Genomic DNA, 21,988 nt, shown 5'->3' on the forward strand with positions numbered 1-21,988 from the left:
ATCAAGAAATTTACAAGAATATAGCTAACCCAACCGGCGCTGCAAAAGTCCGTCTACCACTTCGAATAGCTTGCGCGGCTGGTAGGTGCGCCAGGGAAGCTCATCTAGCTGCCCGCCAAAGTTGATGTAGCTGTCGAGGTTGTACTGACGCATTTCGCGGATGACGTGCTCTTGAAAATTAACGCCCGCAATCCAGCCGTCCTCCACATCTTCAAACCATTCCTCATAGTAGGAATCATCGGAGCCGTGGAAATTGAACACGTTTTCGCCAATAAGAATGAATTTGCGAATGCCCTCATGCGTCATTACATCAATGATGTTGCGCTTGAGTTGCATCACGTCGTTTTCGATGGCGTCGTTCCACTCGCCGATGAACTCGATGACGCTAATGCCCAGGTCATAATCCACGAATAGAATCTTCAGGTACAGGGTATCTGAATCGAGGCTGTCCCACTGCGGATGGATGTAATAGCCGTAGATGGTATTCACATAAGCATCAAGGCTATTTTCAGCCTCAAAGAGAGGGGAGCGAGGGTCTTCAGTGGCGGAATAGTGCTCCAGCCACGCATAATGCGGCTCAATGGTGTGCATGCTAGGGTCGAATTAGCGCCAAGCCCTTCGTCTGGCAAAGGTTGGGCGAGCGTGTAATGGCCTAACGCGGAATGCCTGCTGTCTGTTCGCCTGGGGCTAGCCAAGCACTACAGCCATACATAAAACAACCCTGAAGAAACCCGGAAAAGCGGGAACAACGGTGCATAAGGCCGTTAGCCAGTAACCGCGCAACAGGGCAGCATATGCCATTATTAGTAACCGCGCTGTGGTGGGCAGTAAGTAAATTTCTACGCCTCCCAAACCCGTTACACCGTCATCGGACCCCGCCAGAATGAGCAGCGCAAGTTGCAGCATACCAGTCCGGTAGTACGCATCCGCAAGTTCTCCTATCACAGTAGCCCGGCGCTAGCCTACGACTTATGCGCATCCAGGGCCGCGCGCACAGAGCCGTGCTGGTGCAGGAGTGCGGCAGCCTGCTCGTGGCCGATGCCGAGCTCGTCCATGAGCATCTTTTCGCCCCGATCTACCAGTTTGGCATTAGAGAGCTGCATGTCGACCATCTTGTTGCCCTTTACCCGGCCCAGCCGAATGAACGTGGCCGTTGTGAGCATGTTCAGAACGAGCTTTTGGGCCGTGCCTGCTTTCAGCCGAGTGCTGCCCGTCACAAACTCCGGTCCGGTTACAACCTCCACGGGAAACTCGGCGGTAGCGGCCACCACGGAGTCGGCGTTGCATACAATACAGCCGGTAGCAATGCCCTGGCTGCGGGCCTGCTGCAAGCCTCCGATTACGTATGGCGTCCGGCCGGAAGCGGCAACACCGACCACAATATCCTGGTTGGTAATGTTATAAGCCAGTAAGTCTTGCCAAGCCTGCTCAGCGTCATCCTCCGCATTTTCCACAGCTTTGCGAATGGCCGTGTCACCCCCGGCAATTAGGCCTACCACTACCCCATGCGGCACCCCGAAAGTGGGTGGGCACTCAGAGGCATCCAGGATGCCAAGCCGCCCACTAGTGCCGGCGCCAATGTAAAACAGCCGCCCCCCAGCCCCGAGACGGGTCACGGTGGCCTCCACCAATCGTTCAATCTGGGGGAGGGCCTTTGCCACCGCCAGCGGTACCGTCTGGTCTACGCTATTGAGGCCAGCGAGTAGCTCGTGGGTGGAAAGGGTTTCAAGGTTATTGAAGAGGGAGGGGCTTTCAGTGGTGCTCATGGAAAGGAAGAGAGAAGTAATGCAAGGCCGCTAGAGGAAGTAGCAGCATTATGCTGTTCGCTCCTGCGCGCCCTTCACAGCGGGGCTTACGCCAGTTTGCCCACAACGGGAAAGTTATCGAAGACGTTGGGGGTATGGGGAGCATCTTTTTCTAACTCCTTGGTTAGGTCCTGGCCAGCCCAGTGCTCATAGTGGTTGCCACGGCGCCACAGGCGCGACCGGCTCACGTCGTAGATCAGCCCCCGATACCCCACCCATATTTCGTCCCGATCCTGCCCATTTCGCAATGCTAGCTGCGCCTTGGTATAGGTAGCCAGCGTGTCATTTGGATCAGCAATGAGGCTCATAAGTGAGTTCTATACTTGATGGCGTAGCAGCCCGCCAGGATACTTCCGGGCGGCCTACCCCAGGAGGGCCTGAGTTAAAATCCAGCGGTTCGGTAGGTCGCCTTGGGCTGCGCGCAGGTAGTCCTGGTAGCTGCAGGGCACAATGCGCTTCACGTCACTATCGGCGAGGCTTTCGACTTCCAGCCACCACTTTTCAGTGCGCTTACTTTTGTAGAAAACTAGCTTGGCCGGGGTACCGGGCAGGCCCACAGCGTAGCGCATAAAGCGCCGGCTTTGAAAATCGGTTTCTTGGCGGCGGTGGTAGAAGCCCTCCACAAAGTACCATAGCATGGTAGCCAGGGTAGCGGCGGCCAGGCCATGAGGGTCGTACTCGGGGCGGTAGCCGTAGAGCCCGAAGGAGGTCAGGGTGTCGTTGTGGCCGGCGTACCAGGCTAGTTGGGCGGCCTCTTCATTGGTAAGCCCGAAAGGGTTGGCAGGCCAGTAGGCGGGCGCATCGTTCCAGCGCAGCGCAGCCACATCAAAGCTAACAAAATCGGCCTGCCGCAACAGGGGCTCAGCTTGGCGCACATCCGCGTGAATGGCCCCGAGGCGCAGGGTTTCAAAGTGCAGCTTTTCTAGCGCGGCCAGCACATCGGGGGCTACCAAGTACTGCTGGTGGGCCAGTTGAGCGAAGTTGAACAGGAAGCTCGGTTCGTGGAGCAGCATGCGGCGCAGGTGGCTGTCTTCGGGCGCGGCTCCTTCTACCTCTGCCATGTCCACGCGCGCGTCCACGGTGGCAAAGCTCACGGCCCGGTCCAGGGTTTCGTAAGCAAGAAACTGCCCGTAGTCGAGGTCGTGAGAGCCACCCAGCAGAATCGGGACGGTGTTCTGCTCCAGCAAAGCCGCAATAATTTCCCGCAGGCGCTGGTAGGTATCGTCCAGGGTCAGGCCCGGCCGCAGATTGCCAAGGTCTACCAGCCGCATCGGTCCGGTACCTTTTTGAAGTTGGTAAAAGCGGCGTCGAACGGCATCCGCGCCTTGAGTGGCGGGGGCACCGGCGGCGCTACCACGCCACTCGTTTAGGCCAATCAGGGCCAAGTCAGCTCCTCGCCAGTCAGGAAACGTGTCTAGAAAAGGCGTGACATAAGCGGCTAGCGTGGTCGGGACGGTGGCCGGACCGGCCAGCTCTTCGGGGAGCGGATCAAAAAAGATGGCCAGATTCATCGTACGCGCCGTAGCAGACTCCGACAAAGCTACGCAAAAGCCAGCCACAGCCTACCTGCTTTCTGTCGAGCATAGAAGCTTTCCCGCGAAAAAAGTAGTTATTTAAGCAGCCTTTTCTGTTCGGCTTCTGTAAGCGCACTGCAGCAGCCGGTAGCTGGCTTTTCCTGTTCACTAACCCCACCTTAGTGCTTTCCCGCCGCATGGACATTCGTCGTACGTTCGATATTCTGCCTCATCTCCAGCAGAAGTACAATAAGCCTGACTGCTTCGCTGTTAAAATAAACGGCCAATACACGCCCATCAGCACCGATGCGGCTGTGGAACAAGTAAACCAGGTAAGCCTGGGACTGCGCCGCCTGGGCATTGGAAAAGACGATAAAGTCGCTATTATTTCGATGAACCGCCCCGAGTGGATGTTCGCCGATTTTGGCATTGCCCAACTAGGTGCTACCAGCGTGCCGATGTATCCGAGCATCACGGTAGAAGACTATAAATACATCTTCTCCGATGCTGGAGTGAAAGCTGTATTCGTGTCAGACAAAAAGCTGCTCGACAAGGTGAAGGAAGCCACGCAGGGGCTCAACATTCCGGCGGACAATATCTTTACCTTCGACAAAATTGAGGGGGCGCGTCATTTTTCTGAGCTGCTAGAACTGGGCAAGCAAGGCAACCCCGCCGACCTAGAGCCGCTAAAGGCTGCCGTGCAGCCCGATGACCTGCTCACCCTAATTTATACCTCCGGCACCACCGGGCAGCCCAAAGGCGTGATGCTGACCCATAACAACATCCTGAGCAACTGCCGCAATGCCCAGCGTTTTGTGCCCGTCACCAAGGACGATAAAGCACTGAGCTTTCTGCCGCTTTGCCACATTTTCGAGCGGATGGTAACTCACCTCTATCTTATCAACGGCGTGAGTATTTACTATGCCGAGAGCATGGAAACCATTGCCGACAACCTGCGCGAGGTGAAGCCAGAAATCTTTACTACCGTGCCGCGCCTGCTGGAAAAAGTCTACGATAAGATCGTCGCTAAAGGGCACGAGCAAAATGGTGTTAAAAAAAGCCTATTCTTCTGGGCCCTGGACCTAGGGCTGAAATACGACAACCAGAAGGATGGCGGCTTCCTGTACAACACCCAGCTAGCTCTGGCCAATAAGCTCATCTTCAGTAAATGGCGCGAGGCCTTGGGCGGCAACCTGCGCTGCATTGTGAGCGGGGGCGGGGCCCTGCAGCCCCGGCTGGCGCGGGTGTTCTGGGCCGGCGGCATCCGGGTAATGGAGGGCTACGGCCTAACGGAAACCTCCCCGGTTATTGCCGTGGGCGGCTACGAGCCGGAAAACAACATGATTGGTACTGTAGGCCCCGTGATTGACAATACCGAAGTGAAAATTGCCCCCGATGGCGAGATTCTGACCAAGTCGGAGTCGGTAATGAAGGGATACTACAACAAGCCGGAGCTAACGGCCAAGGAGTTTGACGCGGATGGCTGGTTTCATACCGGCGACATTGGCGAGCTGGTAGAGGGCAAGTTCCTTAAAATCACGGACCGCAAAAAGGAAATGTTCAAGACCTCGGGCGGTAAATACATTGCCCCGCAGGTGATAGAAGGCAAGCTGAAGGAGTCGCCGCTGGTGGAGCAGTGCATGGTGGTCGGCGACGGCCAGAAGTTTCCCTCGGCCCTCCTGATTCCGTCCTTCGATGCCCTGAAAGGCTGGTGCAAGCGCAACAACGTGAACTGCGACTGCTCCAACGAGGAACTGGTGAAAAACGAGAAGGTAGTGAAGATGTACGAAGACCTCGTGCACAAGTACAACACCAACTTCGCGCAGTGGGAGCAGGTGAAAAAAGTGGTGCTGCTACCCCAGCTCTGGACCGTGGAAACCGGCGAAATGACGCCCACTATGAAGGTCAAGCGCAAGGCCATTACCGAAAACAACAAGGCGATAATTGAAAGCCTCTACCAACACGCAGAAAAGCACTAAGCCAACGGCCCCGTAACGCAACGTTACGGGGCCGTTTTTTTATGTAGAAAGTCCAGATTACAACGAATAATCCTACCTGCTGCACTACCTTTAGCGCCGTATTGATCTCAACAGTTCTTTATGAAAAAATTTACGTCACTTTAATTCTCTGCCATCTGTGCTACCTCATTGCTCGTAGGGCGTAGCACCAAAGACGACGAGGCAACTCCGAGCCTGACCGGCAACTTGTACGGATTCGTCAATCCGGTAGATGAGCTAGGCAATCCGGCTGCCAAGAGCGGTGTATCGGTAACGTTGGATGGGGCGAATCCCGCTGCTACCGTCAGCACCGATGCCAACGGCCGCTTCGAGTTTGCTAACCTAAAAGCAGGTACTTACAACCTGACGTATACCCGTCCGGACTTGGGAACCTACCGGCGCGTGAGCGTAGGTCACGTTGGGGGTGACCAGCCTACCTTCGCCTTTACCTCCTTCCTTACGCAGTCCTCTTCAACCCGCATTCTTAACCCCACCGTATCGAGCAACTCATACTCCGGAACAGCTACCCTGCAGTTTAGCTTGGTCAACCCTGTAATGCCTACAGGTTCGCTCTACCGCTACCAGATGTACGTAGGTTCTACACCTAACGTAACAACTGAAACGGGTACGTTATATGCCAATACTACTTACGGCACAAGTAGTTCCTATGCATCGCAAGTCCTGACCCGGGCAAGTCTGAACGCAGCCGGCTTGGCTTCGGGCCGAACTGCTTATGTAGTGGTGTACGGCGTGCCAAATACCTTCAGCTCATACATCGATCCTGCCACCGGCCGGACCGTGTACATGGGCCTTGGTGTGGCCTCCAATACGGTAGCGTTCATCGTGCCGTAGATAAGCAAAGCTTGTAAATTACTAATAGGTTGGGGTTTGATGAGAGGATAACTCTTAATCAAACCCCAAACTTTTTTTGGTTAACTTAGTATGCAAGCATAACATATTTCTGTATGTTTACCGGACTTGCCGTACTATCCCATGACTCCCGAAGAAACCGTTGATTATAACATAAAGGTTGCCTGGCACGCCATTTCGCGGATGTACAACACGCAGGCGGCCAAGCACGACATTACCACGAGCATCGGCTTTGTGCTGCTGAACATTGACCAGGAGAACGGCACACCCGCTACCAAAATAGCTCCGTTGCTAGGCCTAGAAACCCGTTCCCTGACGCGCATTCTACGCAGCATGGAAGAAAAAGGCCTCATCTATAAGCAGGCCGATACTCAGGACAAACGCTCGGTACGCATTTTCTTAACTGAGGAAGGCCTGCGCGGAAAGGAAATTTCCCGCCAGACGGTGCGTCATTTCAACCTGAAAGTGCGGGAAAAAATCCCGCAGAATGAGTTGAACGTGTTTTTCAAAGTAGTAGCCCAGATTACGGGCATGATCGAGAGCAAGACACTGTACGAGGATTTTAAACCGAAACCGCTCCGCTCCGAGTCGCCGGCTTGATGCGTGGGCTTTAGCTAGTGGCTTTTAGCTGATAGCTTTCTTTTTGGCCGTTAAGAACGCAAGCCAGCAAGAAATAAAGCATGATTATAAACTCGGCATGACGAGTAACTTCAAATGTTACCAGTCTAACGCTGATAGCTAGCAGCCTAAAAAATTCATCTCTCACCCCCTCATTCACCCCACGAATGAACCGTACCATCAAAAAAGTAGCCGTACTGGGCTCCGGTGTGATGGGCTCGCGCATTGCGTGCCACTTCGCCAACATCGGTGTGCAAGTGCTGCTGCTCGACATCGCGCCCAAGGAATTGCTACCCGCCGAAGAAGCCAAAGGCCTGAAGCTGGACAATCCGGCGGTGAAAAACCGCATCGTGAACAGCTCCTTGCAGGCAGCCGTGGCAGCTAACCCTTCGCCGCTCTACCGCAAAGCCGACGCCAGCCGCATCAAGACCGGCAACTTCGACGATAACCTCAAGGACATTGCCGGCTGTGACTGGACGATAGAGGTAGTAGTGGAGCGTCTCGACATTAAGAAGAGCCTGTTTGAGCGCGTAGAGCAGTACCGCAAGCCTGGCACGCTCATCACCTCGAACACCTCAGGCATCCCGATTCACATGATGACGGAGGGCCGCTCCGACGACTTCAAAAAGTACTTCTGCGGCACTCACTTCTTCAACCCGCCGCGCTACCTGAAGCTGCTCGAAATCATCCCGAGCCCGGACACGGACCAAGCGGTAGTGGATTTCCTGATGCACTACGGCGACCTGTACCTGGGCAAGACCACCGTACTGGCCAAGGATACGCCCGCTTTCATTGCCAACCGCGTGGGCGTTTTCGCCATCATGGATGTGGTGCAGGTGATGAGCCAGCTCGGCCTGACGGTGGAGGAAGTGGACAAGCTCACCGGTCCGGTTATCGGACACGCCAAGTCGGCTACCTTCCGTACTTCGGATGTGGTAGGCCTGGACACGATGATTAACGTCGCCAACGGCCTGGCCCAAAACCTACCGAACGACGAAGCCAAAGCCGTGTTCCAGCTGCCCGACTTCATCAAGAAGATGGCCGAAAACAAGTGGCTGGGCGACAAGACCGGCCAGGGCTTCTACAAAAAGGTAAAAGGCGAAGGCGGCAAGTCGGAAATTCAGGCGCTCGACCTGAACACGCTGGAGTACAAGCCCGGCTCCAAGGTGAAGTTTGCTACCCTGGAAACGACTAAGCCGATTGAAAAGCTGGCGGACCGGTTCAAGATGCTGGTAGCCGGCAACGACAAAGCCGCCGACTTCTACCGCAAAACCTTCGCCGGTCTGTTCGCCTACGTGAGCAATCGGATTCCGGAAATCACCGACTCGCTCTATAAGATTGACGACGCTCTGCGCGCTGGCTTCGGCTGGGAAATGGGACCGTTTGAAACCTGGGATGCCTTAGGTGTGCAGAAAGGTCTGGAACTAGCCCAGGCCGAAGGCAAAACGGTAGCGCCGTGGGTGCAGGAAATGCTGGCCGCCGGCAATACTTCGTTCTATAAAGTGAATGAGCAGGGCGTGAAGCAGTTCTATGACATCGAGTCGAAGAGCTACCAGGCCATTCCGGGGGTAGAGAACTTCATTATCCTCGATAACCTGCGCGCTACCGGTAAGGTCGTGTGGAAGAACGCCGGTGCTTCGGTCCTGGACCTTGGCGACGGTATCCTGAACGTGGAGTTCCATAGCAAGATGAATGCCCTGGGCTCCGACGTAATTCAGGGCCTGCTGAAGGGCGTGGAGCTGGCGGAAAAGGACTTCCGCGGCTTGGTAGTAGGCAACGACGCGCCGAACTTCTCGGCCGGTGCCAACCTGGGCCTGGTGTACATGTTCGCGCTGGATCAGGAGTACGACGAACTGAACCTGATGATTGCCCAGTTCCAGCAGGCCATGATGCGCATGCGTTACAGCTCCATTCCGGTGGTAGGCGCGCCGCACGGCCTGGCCCTGGGTGGCGGCTGCGAGCTGAACCTGCACTGCGACCGGGTAGTAGCGGCCACGGAAACCTACATGGGCCTCGTGGAATTCGGGGTAGGCCTAATTCCGGGCGGCGGTGGCACCAAGGAAATGACTCTGCGCACTGCTCTGAAATACGAGGAAGGCGAGCCGGAGTACAACCTGCTGCGCAACACCTTCATGACCATCAGCACGGCCAAGGTTTCGACCTCCGCGGCCGAAGCCTTCGACCTAGGCTTCCTGCGCCGCGGCGACGAGGTGGTAGTAAACAGCAACCGCGTCATCGCGCAAGCCAAGGCCGCCGCCATTGAGCTGGCTGAGGATGGCTACACCCAGCCGGTGCAACGCACCAATATCAAGGTACAGGGTAAAGGCGCCCTGGGCATGTTCCTGACCGGTGTACACGCCATGAAGGAAGGCCGCTACATCTCCAACCACGACGTGAAAATTGCCAACAAGCTGGCCTACATCATGTGCGGCGGCGACCTAAGCAGCCCTACCGAAGTATCGGAGCAGTACTTGCTGGATCTGGAGCGCGAAGCCTTCCTCTCGCTGACCGGCGAGCGGAAAACTTTGGAGCGTATCCAGTCGATTCTAACTACCGGCAAACCGCTGCGTAATTAGACCTGAGAATTGAGAGCTTAGAACTTAGAGTTGTTCTGTATGGTAAGTCGGCATCGATTTCGAGATTTAAAGATCTGGCAGAAGGCGATGCTGATTACCAAGCTGACTTATCAGTGTTGTGCCAACTTTCCCAGTGATGAGCGTTTCGGCTTAACCTCACAGATGCGTCGGGCGGCTGTTTCTATCCCCTCTAATATTGCGGAAGGTGCTGGTCGCGGTTCAGCTAAGGATTTCAGCCAGTTTCTCTCTGTTGCTACCGGATCTGCCTATGAACTGGAAACCCAGTTCATTCTAGCTGCCGACTTCGGGTATATAAGGGAAGAACAATTGCAAGTAGTCACAGCTGAATTATCAGAACTACAAAGAATGCTCTACGGCTTTCAAAAAAGTCTTCAACCTGAGAACTAATTACTAGAGTCTAAGCTCCAAGTTCTCACCTCTAACTTCTAAAAACATGAATGCATATATCGTAGCAGGTTACCGCACGGCCGTGGGCAAAGCCACCCGCGGCGGTTTCCGCTTCACCCGCCCCGATGACCTCGCCGCCGACGTTATCAAGCATTTGGTAGCCTCCGTGCCCGCCCTCGACCCCACACGCATCGACGACGTGATGGTAGGCAACGCGGTGCCGGAAGCTGAGCAGGGCCTACAAATGGGTCGCCTGATTTCGCTGCTGGCTCTGCCCATGAATGTATCGGGCCTCATCGTGAACCGTTACTGCGGTTCCGGCGTGGAAACCATTGCCATGGCCGCCAGCAAAATCACGGCCGGCATGGCCGACTGCATTGTGGCGGGTGGAACCGAGAGCATGAGCATGGTACCCACCGTAGGCTGGAAAACGGTGCCCAACTACAAGCTCGCCCAGCAACACCCCGACTACTACCTCGGCATGGGCCTCACGGCCGAAGCTGTGGCGCAGGACTACAAAGTGTCCCGCGAGGACCAGGACCAGTTTGCCTACAACTCCCACCAGAAGGCCATCAAAGCCATTCAGGCGGGCAAGTTCAAGGAGCAGATTGTGCCCATCACGGTAGAGGAAACCTATCTCGACCAAGCCACCGGCAAGAAGAAAACCCGCTCCTACGTAGTCGATACCGACGAAGGTCCCCGGGCTGATACTTCTTTGGAAGCGCTGGCCAAGTTGCGCCCGGTATTCGCTCAAAACGGCTCGGTAACGGCCGGCAACTCCTCACAAACTTCTGATGGCGCGGCCTTTGTGCTGGTGATGTCGGAGCGCATGGTGAAGGAGCTGAACCTGGAGCCCATTGCCCGCATGATTACCTATGCCACTGAGGGCATCGACCCACGCATCATGGGTATGGGGCCCATTAAGGCCATTCCGAAGGCGCTGAAGCAGGCCGGCATGCAGCTCCAAGACATTGACCTAATTGAGCTGAACGAGGCCTTTGCCTCCCAGTCCATTGCCATTACCCGCGAGCTGGATATTGACGAGAGCAAGCTGAACGTGAACGGCGGTGCTATTGCCTTGGGCCACCCGCTGGGCTGCTCCGGCGCTAAGCTCAGCATTCAGCTGTTCCACGAACTACGCGAGCGGGGCCAGAAGTACGGCATGGTAACCGCCTGCGTAGGCGGCGGCCAGGGCGTGGCCGGCATCTACGAGCTGCTGAAGTAGTACCCATTGCAGCCTGTGCCGTGAGCGGTCCGTAACCAAGTGGGGGCGGAAAACTCAGCCGCTCACGGCACAAGCTGAACGGCTGGCACCGCGCCGGTTAAGCAATGTCAATAACGACGAGGCTTAACCATTGTGTCTCTACTTCGTTCGGCAGTACACTCAGAAAGGATTCCCCGCTAAACCGGGGTTTTCTTTTCGTGAAGTAGTCGGCAAGCATAACATATTTTTGTATCTTTCGGTACAACAGAACAGCGCGGCTAGCTCACCGCCAAATAGTAGGCAAGCCGAGCATTTTCTTTCCTTTTTCGACTTCGATTTTCTCCAATCCAACATCTCACCCGGTCATGGAAGTAACCAACAAGCTTGTGAAAGGCGGCGAGTTCATCATTAAAGAAACCGCCGCGCAGGACGTATTCACCCCCGCCGATTTCTCGGAGGAGCAGAACATGATGCACCAGACGGCCCTAGACTTCGTGGAGAAGGAAGTGCAGCCCCTGCTGGAGCGCCTCGACAACCACGAAGAAGGACTGATGCGCGGCCTAATGGAAAAAGCTGGCGAGTTGGGCCTGTTCGGGGTGAGCATTCCGGAGCAGTTTGGCGGCCTAGATATGGACTTCACTACCTCCCTGCGCGTGACGGAAGGCGTTGGTGGCGGCCACTCTTTCCCGGTGGCTTTTGCGGCTCATACCGGTATTGCCATGCTACCTATTCTGTACTTCGGCAACGAGGAGCAGAAGGCCAAGTACCTGCCCGGCCTGACCAGTGGGGAATTGATGGGGGCCTACTGCCTCACTGAGCCCGGCTCCGGTTCCGACGCTCTGGGCGCCAAAACCAAAGCCATGCCCACCGAGGACGGCGAGCATTACGTGCTCAACGGCCAGAAAATGTGGATTACCAACGGTGGTTTCGCCGACGTATTCATCGTGTTTGCGCAGGTAGACGGCGACAAGTTCACCGGCTTCATTGTGGAGCGGAACACGCCTGGTCTGAGCCTTGGCAACGAGGAGCACAAGATGGGCATCAAGGGCTCCTCTACCCGCCAAGTGTTTCTGTCCGATGTGAAAGTGCCGAAGTCGGCAGTACTGGGCGAAATTGGCAAAGGCCACCTCATTGCCTTCAACATCCTGAACATTGGCCGCATTAAGCTGGCCGCTGCTTGCTTGGGCGCCACCAAAATGGCCGCTACCCTGAGCGTGAAGTATGCCAACGAGCGGGTACAGTTCAAGCTGCCCATCAGCAAGTTCGGTGCTATCAAGTACAAGCTGGCCCAGCAGGCCGTGCGCATTTACGCCGTGGAGTCGGCTATTTACCGCGCCGGTATGGACATTGCCCGCATGGAGCAGGAACTGCTGGCGAAGGGTCAGAGCCACAACGAAGCCTTGCTGGGTGCGGCCCGCGAGTTTGCCGTGGAGTGCGCCATTCTGAAGGTAGAAGGCTCCGAGGTGCTCGACTACGTAGTGGACGAAGGCGTGCAGGTGTACGGTGGCTACGGCTTCTCGGCCGACTACCCCATGGACCGCGCTTACCGGGATTCGCGCATCAACCGCATCTTCGAGGGTACGAACGAAATCAACCGCATGCTGGCCGTAGACATGATCCTGAAAAAGGCCATGAAAGGTGAGCTGGACTTGATGGGCCCCGCCCAGGCCGTGCAGCAGGAGCTGATGGCTATTCCGGATTTCAACCTCGAGGAGGAAACCGGTCTGTTCGCCGCCGAGAAGAAAACCATTCAGAAACTGAAGAAGGCCATTCTAATGGTAGCGGGCACGGCCGTGCAGAAGTACATGAACTCCCTGGCTAAGGAGCAGGAAGTACTCATGAACATTGCCGACATGGCTATTAAAGTGTACACGGCCGAAAGCACGCTGCTGCGCGTGGAGAAAGAAGCGGGTGTGAAAGGCGAGGAGGCACTGGCCACCCAAATGGATATTGCCCGCGTGTACCTCTACGACACGGTAGACCTGGTGAACAAGTTCGGCAAGGACGCCATTGCTTCCATGACCGAAGGCGACGAGCAGCGCCTGCTAGCCATGGGCCTAAAGCGCTTCACCAAAGCCGACCTCTACAACGCCAAGGACGCCCGCCGCCGCATTGCCGACGTGCTGATTGCCGCCAACGAGTACGTGTACTAACTCACTAGTTTATCGGGTGCAGAGAAGGGTAGGGCTGCTGGCAGGCGGCTCCCCAACTTACGCTCCTGGTGCGTTCAAAGCCGCTTCCGTGTTCGGGAGCGGCTTTTTTGTTGGTCTGCTCATATTGCCCGGTAGGTAAGCTGGAGGCAGGAAGGGGCTACTCAACGACAACGCGGCACTTATCTCAGCCGTTGCATAGTAGACTACCCACCATCAACCTTCCACTTCTTATGAGCAACGCCAACGAGCAAGTAAAAGGCAAGGACTTTTACGAAAGTGTGCTGCGGTTTTATGATCATGCGGCCAGCTTCTCGAAGCTGGACACCGGCATTATTGCCCAGATTCGGGTGTGTAACAGCATTTATAAGGTGAACTTCCCGGTTGAGGTAGATGGGAGCGTGCAAGTATTCGAGGGCATTCGGGTGCAGCACAGCCACCATAAGCTGCCCAGCAAAGGCGGCATCCGCTACAGCGTGTATGTGGATGAGGAGGAAGTAATGGCCCTGGCTACCCTCATGACCTTCAAGTGCGCCCTGGTAGACGTGCCATTTGGCGGCGCGAAAGGTGGGGTAAAAATCAATCCGCGTACTACCTCGGTGCAAACCTTGGAACGCGTTACGCGCCGTTACGCCAGTGAACTGATCAAGAAAAACCTGATTGGCCCCGGCATGGACGTACCCGCTCCCGACTACGGTACGGGCAGCCGGGAAATGGCCTGGATTGCCGATACGTACATGACCTTCAAGTACGGCGACACCAATGCCCTCGGTTGCGTGACTGGCAAACCAGTAGGCCAGGGCGGCATCCGGGGCCGGACGGAAGCCACCGGCCTGGGGGTGTTCTATGGGCTGCGTGAGTTGCTGCTGGATGAGCCCATGCTTGAAAAGATGGGCCTGACTAGCGGCATTGCCGGCAAGCGTATTATTGTGCAGGGCCTGGGCAATGTGGGATACTATGCCGCTCACTTTTGCCAAGAGGCGGGAGCCGTCATTACGGGTATAGCAGAGCGGGAGGGCGGTATTTTCAGCGCTAGTGGGCTAGATGTAGCGGCTGTATTCAAGCACCGGGAGGAGACAGGTTCCATCCTGGGCTTTGCGGGAGCGGAGAATGTGGAGAACTCCCTGGACTTACTGGAACGGGAGTGCGACGTGCTGCTGCCGGCCGCCCTGGAAAACCAGATTCATGAGGGCAACGCCGCGAATATTAAAGCCAAAATCATTGCCGAGGGAGCCAATGGTCCTACCACCCAGGGCGCCGAGAAGATTCTGCTGGAGCGGGGCATCGTCATTCTACCCGACCTCTACCTCAACGCTGGCGGCGTAACCGTATCGTACTTTGAGTGGCTGAAGAACCTCTCGAACGTGCGCTTCGGGCGGATGGGCAAGCGGGCCGAGGAAGGCGCCATGCGCCGTCTGGTAACCACTATTGAGCGCACCACGGGCAAGACCATTACCCCCGAGGAACGCCAGCTCATTGTGCACGGCGCCGACGAGATTGACCTCGTGCGCTCCGGTCTGGAAGACACCATGATTACGGCCTACCAGAATATCCGGAAGGTGATGGATGAGGTAAACGGCATCACAGACCTACGCACGGCTGCCTTCTACAGCGCCATCGAGAAGATTGGCGTCAGCTACCAGTCGCTGGGCATCTTTCCGTAAGCTATTGGCCAGTTCTAAGCTGTGCGGACAGTGAATTATAAGGTAGTCATGCAGAGCCGGAGGTGAAGCATTTCGCGTGCTGAGGCTGCAATGGTAACCCAACGATTCAAGCGAGATGCTTCGCCTCCGGCTCTGCATGACGGTCTTTCTTGACTCAAAATTTTCTGTTATCCACGCAACCTAAGTAAGCCAAACAGGCCGCTCCCGACACCGGGAGCGGCCTGTTTAGTGAAGAAGCCACCGCGTTTTTATTGCGGGAGTAACGCCTACTTTACGGCAATTTTATTCAGCATCAGTGAAGCGGATTTCTTGCTGGGCCGGCTGACGCCAATAATTGTTTTGGCGTCGAGCCAGGTAGTGAAATCCTTGACGTACGACGGATTTTGGTCGGAAGCCACGTTGAGCCCGAGGCCTTTCGGCTCCTGCACTGCGCCCGTTTGCGCGTTCACGCGGCGCAGGTACAGGTCTGACTTATTTTTGATTTTCTCCCAAGTTACTACCTGAATATCGGGCCCGAACACGGCGGCCCGGTAGCCGATGCTGCTGAAGCCCTCGGCGGCCGGAGCTACCTGGTCTTTGGCAATGATGCGGTGCCAGGAAGGCGTCTGAAACTCGTTGTAACCGAACAAGTGCAGTTCCCGGGTGTGGCCGGGGGAGTCGTCGCCGCCTTCCTCGTACTTCTTTTCGCCTACCACCACCAGCTGCTTCTCGTCAGTCAGCAGCAGGTCCGTCAGGTACACATCTTCTAGGCGCTTGGTCGTGGCACCCGTGGCCTTGTTGGTTTCCGCCAAATATTCGGGACTGAACTTCACTTCGGGGGCAAACTTCATTTCACCCTCACCCGAAAAGTCAAACTTTACTACTTTCAGGCTGTGATACAGGCCACTTTCTCGCTCGTTACAGATAGCGGCGGCATAGAGGGTGTTGTCGGGCTGCAGGGAAAACCGGGAATCAAACACGTTGACTTCCTTGCCCCCGAACGTGCCACCCACCGACACGGACATCACCTTGACTTCCGGCGAATCGTTGCGGTAGCGGCGAACGGTAAGCTTCTTCATTCCGTCACTAACGAGCGTCACAAACTGCGAACCATCATTGCCGACTTCCACGGTAGTGGAAAAGAAGCCGCCCTGATCATGGAAATCATAGGTGCGGTCCTTTAGTTTGAGCAGCTTCTCATCGTACACGGTAGCGCTGATGGCCCTAATTTGCTCGTTGCGGGTGAGGTAGCGCCACACCACCAGCTTGGTACCGTCGGGGGAGAAGGCCACGCCAGGGCGCCGGTCGCGCGGGCCGGTTTCAGTCAGCTTTTTAACCGGGCTTTTCTGGCCATTACTGAGGTCTAGGCTATAGGCTGAGAGCTGCTGGGCGGCTCCGGTGGCGTGCGTCACGACCAGCGCTTGCCCACTGCTGCGCGCAAATCCGTCCACAGCTTCACCGGCCCCCAGGGCTAGGGGCGTACTCCACAGGCGCTTCAAGTCCGCGTCGTAGCGCTCCACGGCGTACTCCGTACCCGATTTATGCGCCAGTATCACGAAGCCACCGGAGGGTAGGGCCAGGGTTTTCCGGGTCACGCGCTGGTTGTACCGGTCGTCGGCGCGTTCTGGCACGTAGCTGAAGGGTGCTGATTTCACCCGTTGTCCTACCGCTGGAGTCAGATTCGTTAGTAGGCTAGCCAGCGAAAAACCGGCTGCGAGTACAAAGAAAAAACGCACGGAAAAAGGGAATTAAGTAAGTGAAGACGCGAAAAATGAGAACTATATCTTCCAAAGATATCCAACTTCAGCGGCACTCTCCTACACCTCGCGCCGGGTAAGTCAGCTCTTGGCCCGATAACGGAATATTCATGCAGGCTTAACTCTGAGGGCAGCAAAAAGCCCAGGGAATAGTTGATCTTTGCACCCGATACTGGAAGAGTCCGGAAAGATCAGTCGGAAAATGAGGTAGTAAAGAAGAGCCCTAAATATGAATATTTTCGTTGCTTCTAGCTGAAAGCCAACTGTTTGTCTGGATTTTCTTCCTCCTTTTCCACCACTAACGCCCTTTAACCGAAGCTAGTCTGGCTCGAAGTTTGTAAGCCCTCGGGCCGCCCTAAATCAGCAATACGCTATGAAATCTTTACTTCGTTTTTCTCTCATGATTTCGCTTGTCATCCTCGGCAAACTAAGCCAGCAGTCAACCGTTCCGGTGGCGGCCAAGGCAGTGCGCAGTAGCTGGCAAGTTCCAGTTCAAAATGCTTCCTTGTCGGAGGGCCAGAATTCGGTCAAGCGACAGATTCCGGGAGGTGGTTCCCGCTTCTGGCAAACCACAGCTCCCGCAACAACCGCCAATACGCTTGAATAATCCAGCTACCGGTAAGCGACTTTCTTAGAAGTCGCTTTTTTTGTGCCCATTCCGCCAAAAAGCCGTCCCGGCTGGGGAAGTACTACTTCCCCAGCCGGGACGGCTTTTCTTAATTTCCTGACTAATGCTGCGCCCGGCTTAGCTAATTCGGCTCCAGTTAACGGCCGTAGCAGGTAGGCTCTCAATGTGGCGGCGGATAGCCAGGTTTTCGGGTTTACTAAGGCCAGGATCTTCGTTAATGAGTTGCTGCGCGGCCGCCCGGCTCTCGGTCAGGATGCGCCCATCCTTGGCCAGATCAGCAATCAGCAAATCTAGCACGCCGCTTTGCTGGGTGCCCATCAGGTCGCCGGGGCCGCGCAGTTTCAGGTCGATGTCGGCAATTTCAAAACCGTTGTTGGTGCGTACCATCGTCTCAATGCGGGTGCGCGAGTCCTTGCTGAGCTTGTAGCCGCTCATCAGAATGCAATAGCTCTGGTCGGCCCCGCGGCCCACCCGGCCCCGCAGCTGGTGCAGCTGCGAGAGGCCAAACCGCTCGGTGCTCTCAATCACCATTACGGAGGCGTTGGGCACGTTTACGCCTACCTCGATAACGGTAGTGGCTACCATAATCTGGGTTTCGTTTTTCACGAACCGCTGCATTTCGGCGTCCTTTTCGGCGGCGCTCATGCGCCCGTGCATAATGCTGATCTGGAACTCCGGGAAGGCGCGCGCTACACTCTCGTACCCATCCATCAGGTCCTTGTAGTCGGCCATGGTTTCGCTTTCCTCAATCAGTGGGTACACGATGTAGACCTGGCGGCCAAGTTTGATTTGGTCGCGCAGAAAGCCGAACACTTTTAATCGGTTCGAGTCGAAACGGTGCACCGTGACAATGGGCTTACGGCCGGCCGGTAGCTCGTCAATCACGGATACGTCCAGGTCGCCGTACAGGGTCATGGCCAGGGTGCGCGGAATGGGCGTGGCCGTCATCACCAGCACGTGGGGAATTACATGAGGGTTTTTCTGCCAAAGCTTGGAGCGTTGCGCTACCCCAAAGCGGTGCTGTTCGTCCATCACCGTCAGGCCCAGGTTCCGGAACTGCACTACGTCTTCCAGCAGGGCGTGGGTACCCACCAGCATGTGCATTTCGCCGGAGCGAAGCTGCTCATGCAGAACGCGGCGCTCGGCGGTGCGGGTGCTGCCCGTGAGCTTGCCAATTTTCAGCCCCAGCATATCGGCAAAGTGCTTCAGGCCCACGTAGTGCTGATCGGCCAGAATTTCGGTAGGCGCCATCAGGCAGCTCTGCGCCCCGTTGTCGGCGGCCATGAGCATGCTGATAAAGGCCACAATGGTTTTGCCCGAGCCTACGTCGCCCTGTAGGAGGCGGTTCATCTGCTGGCCCGAGCAGAAATCCTTGTAGATGTCGTGAATAACCCGCTTCTGGGCGCCCGTCAGATCGAAGGGCATTACGTTTTTGTAGAAGTGCACGAGGGTAGGCACTTCCTTGAAAATCTGGCCGGCCAGCGTGACTTTGCGCTGATCTTTCTGGCGCAGCAGCTTGAGCTGCACGTAAAACAGCTCCTCGAATTTCAACCGGAACCGGGCCGTCTGGAGAAGCTCCGTGCTTTGCGGGAAGTGAATCTGCTGGAGCGCCATGGCCTTCTCCATCAGCCCGTACTGCTGAATCAGGTCCGGCGACAGGGTTTCGTGCACCTGGGGCAGGGCCAGCTTGAGCAGGTCGGCCACCATGCGGGCAATGGCCTTGCTATCAACCCGGTGGTAATTTTTGAGCTTTTCGGTGGTGTTGTACACCGGCTGCAGGTAGCTCTGGCCAGCTTTGGCCTCCGTGACCTCCTCCAGCTCGGGATGAGCCATCTGGGGCCGCCCGTTAAACATGGTTGGCTTGCCAAAGACAATGTACTCCTGGTGATTTTTGATGATCTTTTCCAGGTAGTTCACGCCCTTAAACCACACCAACTCCAGCTCCCCACTGGCATCGGCGAGCTTGGCTACCATGCGCTTCTTGGGTCCTTCGCCTACTACTTCCCGCCCGCGCAGGATGCCCTTCACTTGCACGTAGGGCAGGTCATCGTGCAAGTCGCAGATGTTGTAGAACTGGGTACGGTCGAGGTAGCGGAAAGGGTAGCGCTGGATTAGGTCGCCGTAGGTGAACAGGCCCAACTCTTTCTGCAGAAGCTGAGCCCGCTGCAGCCCCACGCCGCGCAGAAATTCTATCTTGGTTTGAAAGAAGTTACTCATTCTAATCAGCTGTTAGCTGTTGGCCGTTAGCTGTTAGCTGTTATTGATGATTGTGGACTCTACATGCTGTCAGAACAAAGCTAACAGCCAGTGACGATAAGCCAGTGGCTTATTGATAGTGCAGCGTGTTCAGCATGCGCACGATGTCCTGCTTAACGTAATCAATCACCGGCGCCAGCGAATCGTTAGCGGTAGCAGTCCGGAAGTAGAGGGCGCCCCGGAAAAAGTGCTTGGTGCTGTCGGTGGTATAAAACTGAAACTGGCTAGGTACCTCGCCCTGCAGCTCAAACACGGATACACGCATGCCATGGGGCGTTTTGAGCACGTTCTCGTCGATGGCCGTAGCTTTTATTTCGTGCTTGCTGGTGAGCTTGCGGGCATCTTCCAGCAGCTTGCTGTAAAGTTGGGGCTTGCCGGCTAGGCTGGCGTATGTCACCTGCACGTTAGCCTGCAACGAGGGGTAGTACACGTTAATCCAGTGGGGCTGGGCCAGGTAGGAGGAGTCGCGCAGAATCTTGGCGTAGCGCGAGTACTCAAACTGATACGGGTGGCCGGGCCCCAACTGCTGGTAGGCATGCGGGGGCAGGTCGATGCGGTTGTAGCCTTTCGGCTTGGGCGTAAAGTCAGGGGTAGAGGTGCAGCCGGCGGCCAGGGCCAGCAAAGCGAGAACTGCACCCCCAGCACGCAGCATTGGATAAACGGCCATGCGAAGCAAAAGCAAATGAGTAATCAAAGGTAGCTAAGAAAGCAGCGCAGAGGTTCACCGTTTTCGCCCCCGGCCAAGCGCGCGCCCGAAAACGCAAAAAGCCCCGGCAGAAACCGGGGCTTGTACGAAGGGTTAAGCTGCGCAGACTTAGAACGGCAACTGGTCTAGTTCCGGTTCCTGGCGGAAGGTAGTAGGAGCTTCCGTGGTGGCCGGTTGAGGAGAGACGCTTTCGCTACCCTGAGGCCGACCACCCAGCATGGAAATTTCATCGGCAATGATTTCCGTGATGTAGCGCGTCTGGTTGTCCTTATCCTGGTACTGCCGGGTCCGGATCTTGCCTTCTACGTACACCTGCTGGCCTTTGCGCAAGTACTTCTCGGCCAGCTCCGCCAGGCCCCGCCACGCGGCAATGTTGTGCCATTCCGTACGCTCTACGCGGTTGCCCTGCTTGTCTTTGTAGTATTCATTGGTGGCCAGCGTAAAATGGGCTACGCTGGTACCACCTTCCAAGTGCCGTACTTCTGGGTCTTTGCCTAAGTTACCGACTAAAATAACTTTGTTCACGCCTGCCATACTATTGGTAGTGAGTTGGTTATTGCTGTAAATGAGGATGTATTTCCTGTTATAAATATACGAATTACTATTTAAAATACCAAATAATTTAGTTGGTTAGATGCCGATATTGCTAATATAATTAGCTATAAGCATGGGTTTGGGCAGTTCCTCAATCTCAGCCGCTTGGTAGGGTAGCAGGCCGGTAGCCAGTAACGCCGCGGAAGGTAGGGGCTCCGCCAGCCACAACGGGTGAAACTTGGCTTCTACCTTCTGATGGCTTAGCACATGGCGCAAGCTGCGCACGGGCTCCTCCGCGTGGTTAGCCGCCAGCCGGCCGCCTAACTTTTCTACCGCTTCTACTAGCGTTGGGGCGGGTAGTTCGGCCGTATCGTCTTCGTGCAAGGCGAAATCGTACAGGCCCTCCCAGATGTCTTTGGGGCCGCGCTTGCGCAAATACAGGGTGTTCCCGTGCCGTAGCACCAAGTAGTGAAAGTAACGGGTACGGGCGGCTTTGGCCTTGCTCTTTACGGGTAGCTCTTGCACCATGCCGTGCTGGAAGGCGTAGCACTGGCTTTGCAGCGGGCAAAACAGGCAATCTGGCTTCAGAGGCGTGCACTGAATGGCTCCAAACTCCATAATAGCCTGGTTGAACTCCGCTGGGTGGTCCGCCGGAATCAATGTATCGGCCAGTTGCTGAAACACCTTCCGGCTGGCCGGCGCCGCAATGTCCTGGGTCAGACCAAACACCCGGGCCAACACCCGGTACACGTTGCCATCGAGCACTGCTACTTGCTCATCGTAGGCGAAGGAGGCAATGGCGGCGGCCGTATACTGGCCCACACCGCGCAGCTTCAGCAACTCCCCATAAGAACCCGGAAACTGCCCGCCGTACTCCTGCACTACCTGCTGGGCCGTGTGGTGCATGTTGCGGGCCCGGGAGTAGTAGCCCAGGCCCTGCCAGTGGCGCAGCACCTCATCTTGCGGAGCCGCGGCCAGGTCGTGCACGGTGGGGTAGCTGGTGATGAAATCGAGGTAGTAGGGCAGGCCCTGTTTCACCCGGGTTTGCTGCAGAATTACCTCCGACAGCCAAATGGCATATGGGTCGCGGGTATGACGCCAGGGTAGGTCGCGGCGGTGGCGCGGATACCAGTTCAGCAGCGCCCCCGCGAACCACGATTGGTTAGGAGCAGTTAAAGAAAATGTCAAGGCTTTGAGAAAGAATAAGTTGGATGCAACCGGGGAAGCAGAACGGATTGCACGAAAACCATTTGTAAAACCGAAAAAGGGGGCTACCTTTGTGCCCCTCAAAACGTAGGCAAACTCTTACCGGGCAAGTGCTT

18 protein-coding genes are annotated in these 21,988 nt (G+C 56.1%); 9 read left to right on the top strand and 9 right to left on the bottom strand.

All coding sequences use genetic code 11. From position 1 onward, the window contains the following. Positions 1-24: 24 nt before the first annotated feature. The 4 genes from MWH26_RS00690 to MWH26_RS00705 all read right to left on the bottom strand — a co-directional run bounded on the left by MWH26_RS00690 (position 25) and on the right by MWH26_RS00705 (position 3,316). Positions 25-591 carry a hypothetical protein gene (locus MWH26_RS00690; protein ID WP_247975639.1) on the bottom strand — a complete coding sequence of 189 codons (567 nt, stop codon included), beginning with the start codon at positions 589-591 and terminating at the stop codon, positions 25-27. Positions 592-962: 371 nt separating this feature from the next. Continuing rightward, entirely contained in the window at positions 963-1,766 is an 804-nt protein-coding gene (gene murQ / locus MWH26_RS00695; protein WP_247975640.1) for an N-acetylmuramic acid 6-phosphate etherase, read from the bottom strand. Positions 1,767-1,852: 86 nt separating this feature from the next. Next, on the bottom strand, positions 1,853-2,113 hold the full coding sequence (locus tag MWH26_RS00700) for a cytochrome b5 domain-containing protein (RefSeq protein ID WP_247975641.1): 261 nt from the start codon (positions 2,111-2,113) through the stop codon (positions 1,853-1,855). Positions 2,114-2,167: 54 nt separating this feature from the next. Then, entirely contained in the window at positions 2,168-3,316 is a 1,149-nt protein-coding gene (locus MWH26_RS00705) for a formimidoylglutamase (protein ID WP_247975642.1), read from the bottom strand. Positions 3,317-3,516: 200 nt separating this feature from the next. On the opposite strand from MWH26_RS00705, the gene MWH26_RS00710 reads away from it, so the two are divergent. The 8 genes from MWH26_RS00710 to MWH26_RS00745 all read left to right on the top strand — a co-directional run bounded on the left by MWH26_RS00710 (position 3,517) and on the right by MWH26_RS00745 (position 14,806). After that, positions 3,517-5,298, top strand: coding sequence for an AMP-dependent synthetase/ligase (locus tag MWH26_RS00710; protein ID WP_247975643.1), 1,782 nt, complete (start codon positions 3,517-3,519; stop codon positions 5,296-5,298). Positions 5,299-5,466: 168 nt separating this feature from the next. After that, complete coding sequence (locus tag MWH26_RS00715) at positions 5,467-6,168, top strand: carboxypeptidase-like regulatory domain-containing protein (protein ID WP_247975644.1); 702 nt, start codon at positions 5,467-5,469, stop codon at positions 6,166-6,168. Between the two features lie 141 nt (positions 6,169-6,309). Then, the gene (locus MWH26_RS00720) at positions 6,310-6,786 is read left to right on the top strand and encodes a MarR family winged helix-turn-helix transcriptional regulator (protein ID WP_188558023.1); all 477 of its coding nucleotides are present in this window, start codon (positions 6,310-6,312) and stop codon (positions 6,784-6,786) included. 185 nt (positions 6,787-6,971) lie between these two features. Continuing rightward, positions 6,972-9,380, top strand: coding sequence for a 3-hydroxyacyl-CoA dehydrogenase/enoyl-CoA hydratase family protein (locus MWH26_RS00725; RefSeq protein ID WP_247975645.1), 2,409 nt, complete (start codon positions 6,972-6,974; stop codon positions 9,378-9,380). 39 nt (positions 9,381-9,419) lie between these two features. Next, on the top strand, positions 9,420-9,788 hold the full coding sequence (locus MWH26_RS00730) for a four helix bundle protein (RefSeq protein ID WP_262920531.1): 369 nt from the start codon (positions 9,420-9,422) through the stop codon (positions 9,786-9,788). 46 nt (positions 9,789-9,834) lie between these two features. Continuing rightward, the gene (locus tag MWH26_RS00735; RefSeq protein ID WP_244694645.1) at positions 9,835-11,013 is read left to right on the top strand and encodes an acetyl-CoA C-acyltransferase; all 1,179 of its coding nucleotides are present in this window, start codon (positions 9,835-9,837) and stop codon (positions 11,011-11,013) included. A 344-nt stretch (positions 11,014-11,357) separates the two neighbouring features. Then, positions 11,358-13,145 carry an acyl-CoA dehydrogenase FadE gene (locus tag MWH26_RS00740; protein ID WP_247975646.1) on the top strand — a complete coding sequence of 596 codons (1,788 nt, stop codon included), beginning with the start codon at positions 11,358-11,360 and terminating at the stop codon, positions 13,143-13,145. A gap of 230 nt (positions 13,146-13,375) precedes the next feature. After that, positions 13,376-14,806: a Glu/Leu/Phe/Val family dehydrogenase gene (locus MWH26_RS00745; protein ID WP_247975647.1), complete on the top strand. Its 1,431-nt coding sequence runs from the start codon at positions 13,376-13,378 to the stop codon at positions 14,804-14,806. A gap of 266 nt (positions 14,807-15,072) precedes the next feature. Here MWH26_RS00745 and MWH26_RS00750 read toward each other — a convergent pair whose 3' ends face one another. Then, positions 15,073-16,521: a hypothetical protein gene (locus MWH26_RS00750; protein ID WP_247975648.1), complete on the bottom strand. Its 1,449-nt coding sequence runs from the start codon at positions 16,519-16,521 to the stop codon at positions 15,073-15,075. A 421-nt stretch (positions 16,522-16,942) separates the two neighbouring features. Between MWH26_RS00750 and MWH26_RS00755 the strand changes: the two genes are divergently transcribed. After that, positions 16,943-17,149 (top strand): hypothetical protein, encoded by a 207-nt coding sequence (locus tag MWH26_RS00755; protein WP_247975649.1) that lies wholly within the window; start codon positions 16,943-16,945, stop codon positions 17,147-17,149. A gap of 138 nt (positions 17,150-17,287) precedes the next feature. Here MWH26_RS00755 and recG read toward each other — a convergent pair whose 3' ends face one another. From recG to mutY, 4 genes are all read right to left on the bottom strand, one after another. Beyond that, a complete protein-coding gene (gene recG, locus MWH26_RS00760; protein WP_247975650.1) occupies positions 17,288-19,387 on the bottom strand; it encodes an ATP-dependent DNA helicase RecG in 2,100 nt (699 codons plus the stop codon). 109 nt (positions 19,388-19,496) lie between these two features. Beyond that, entirely contained in the window at positions 19,497-20,093 is a 597-nt protein-coding gene (gldD, locus tag MWH26_RS00765) for a gliding motility lipoprotein GldD (RefSeq protein ID WP_244694651.1), read from the bottom strand. A gap of 147 nt (positions 20,094-20,240) precedes the next feature. Further along, on the bottom strand, positions 20,241-20,666 hold the full coding sequence (locus MWH26_RS00770; protein WP_247975651.1) for a single-stranded DNA-binding protein: 426 nt from the start codon (positions 20,664-20,666) through the stop codon (positions 20,241-20,243). A gap of 96 nt (positions 20,667-20,762) precedes the next feature. Next, positions 20,763-21,854, bottom strand: coding sequence for an A/G-specific adenine glycosylase (mutY, locus tag MWH26_RS00775; protein ID WP_247975652.1), 1,092 nt, complete (start codon positions 21,852-21,854; stop codon positions 20,763-20,765). Positions 21,855-21,988: the final 134 nt, after the last annotated feature.

The organism is Hymenobacter sublimis (assembly GCF_023101345.1).
GTDB lineage: Bacteria > Bacteroidota > Bacteroidia > Cytophagales > Hymenobacteraceae > Hymenobacter > Hymenobacter sublimis.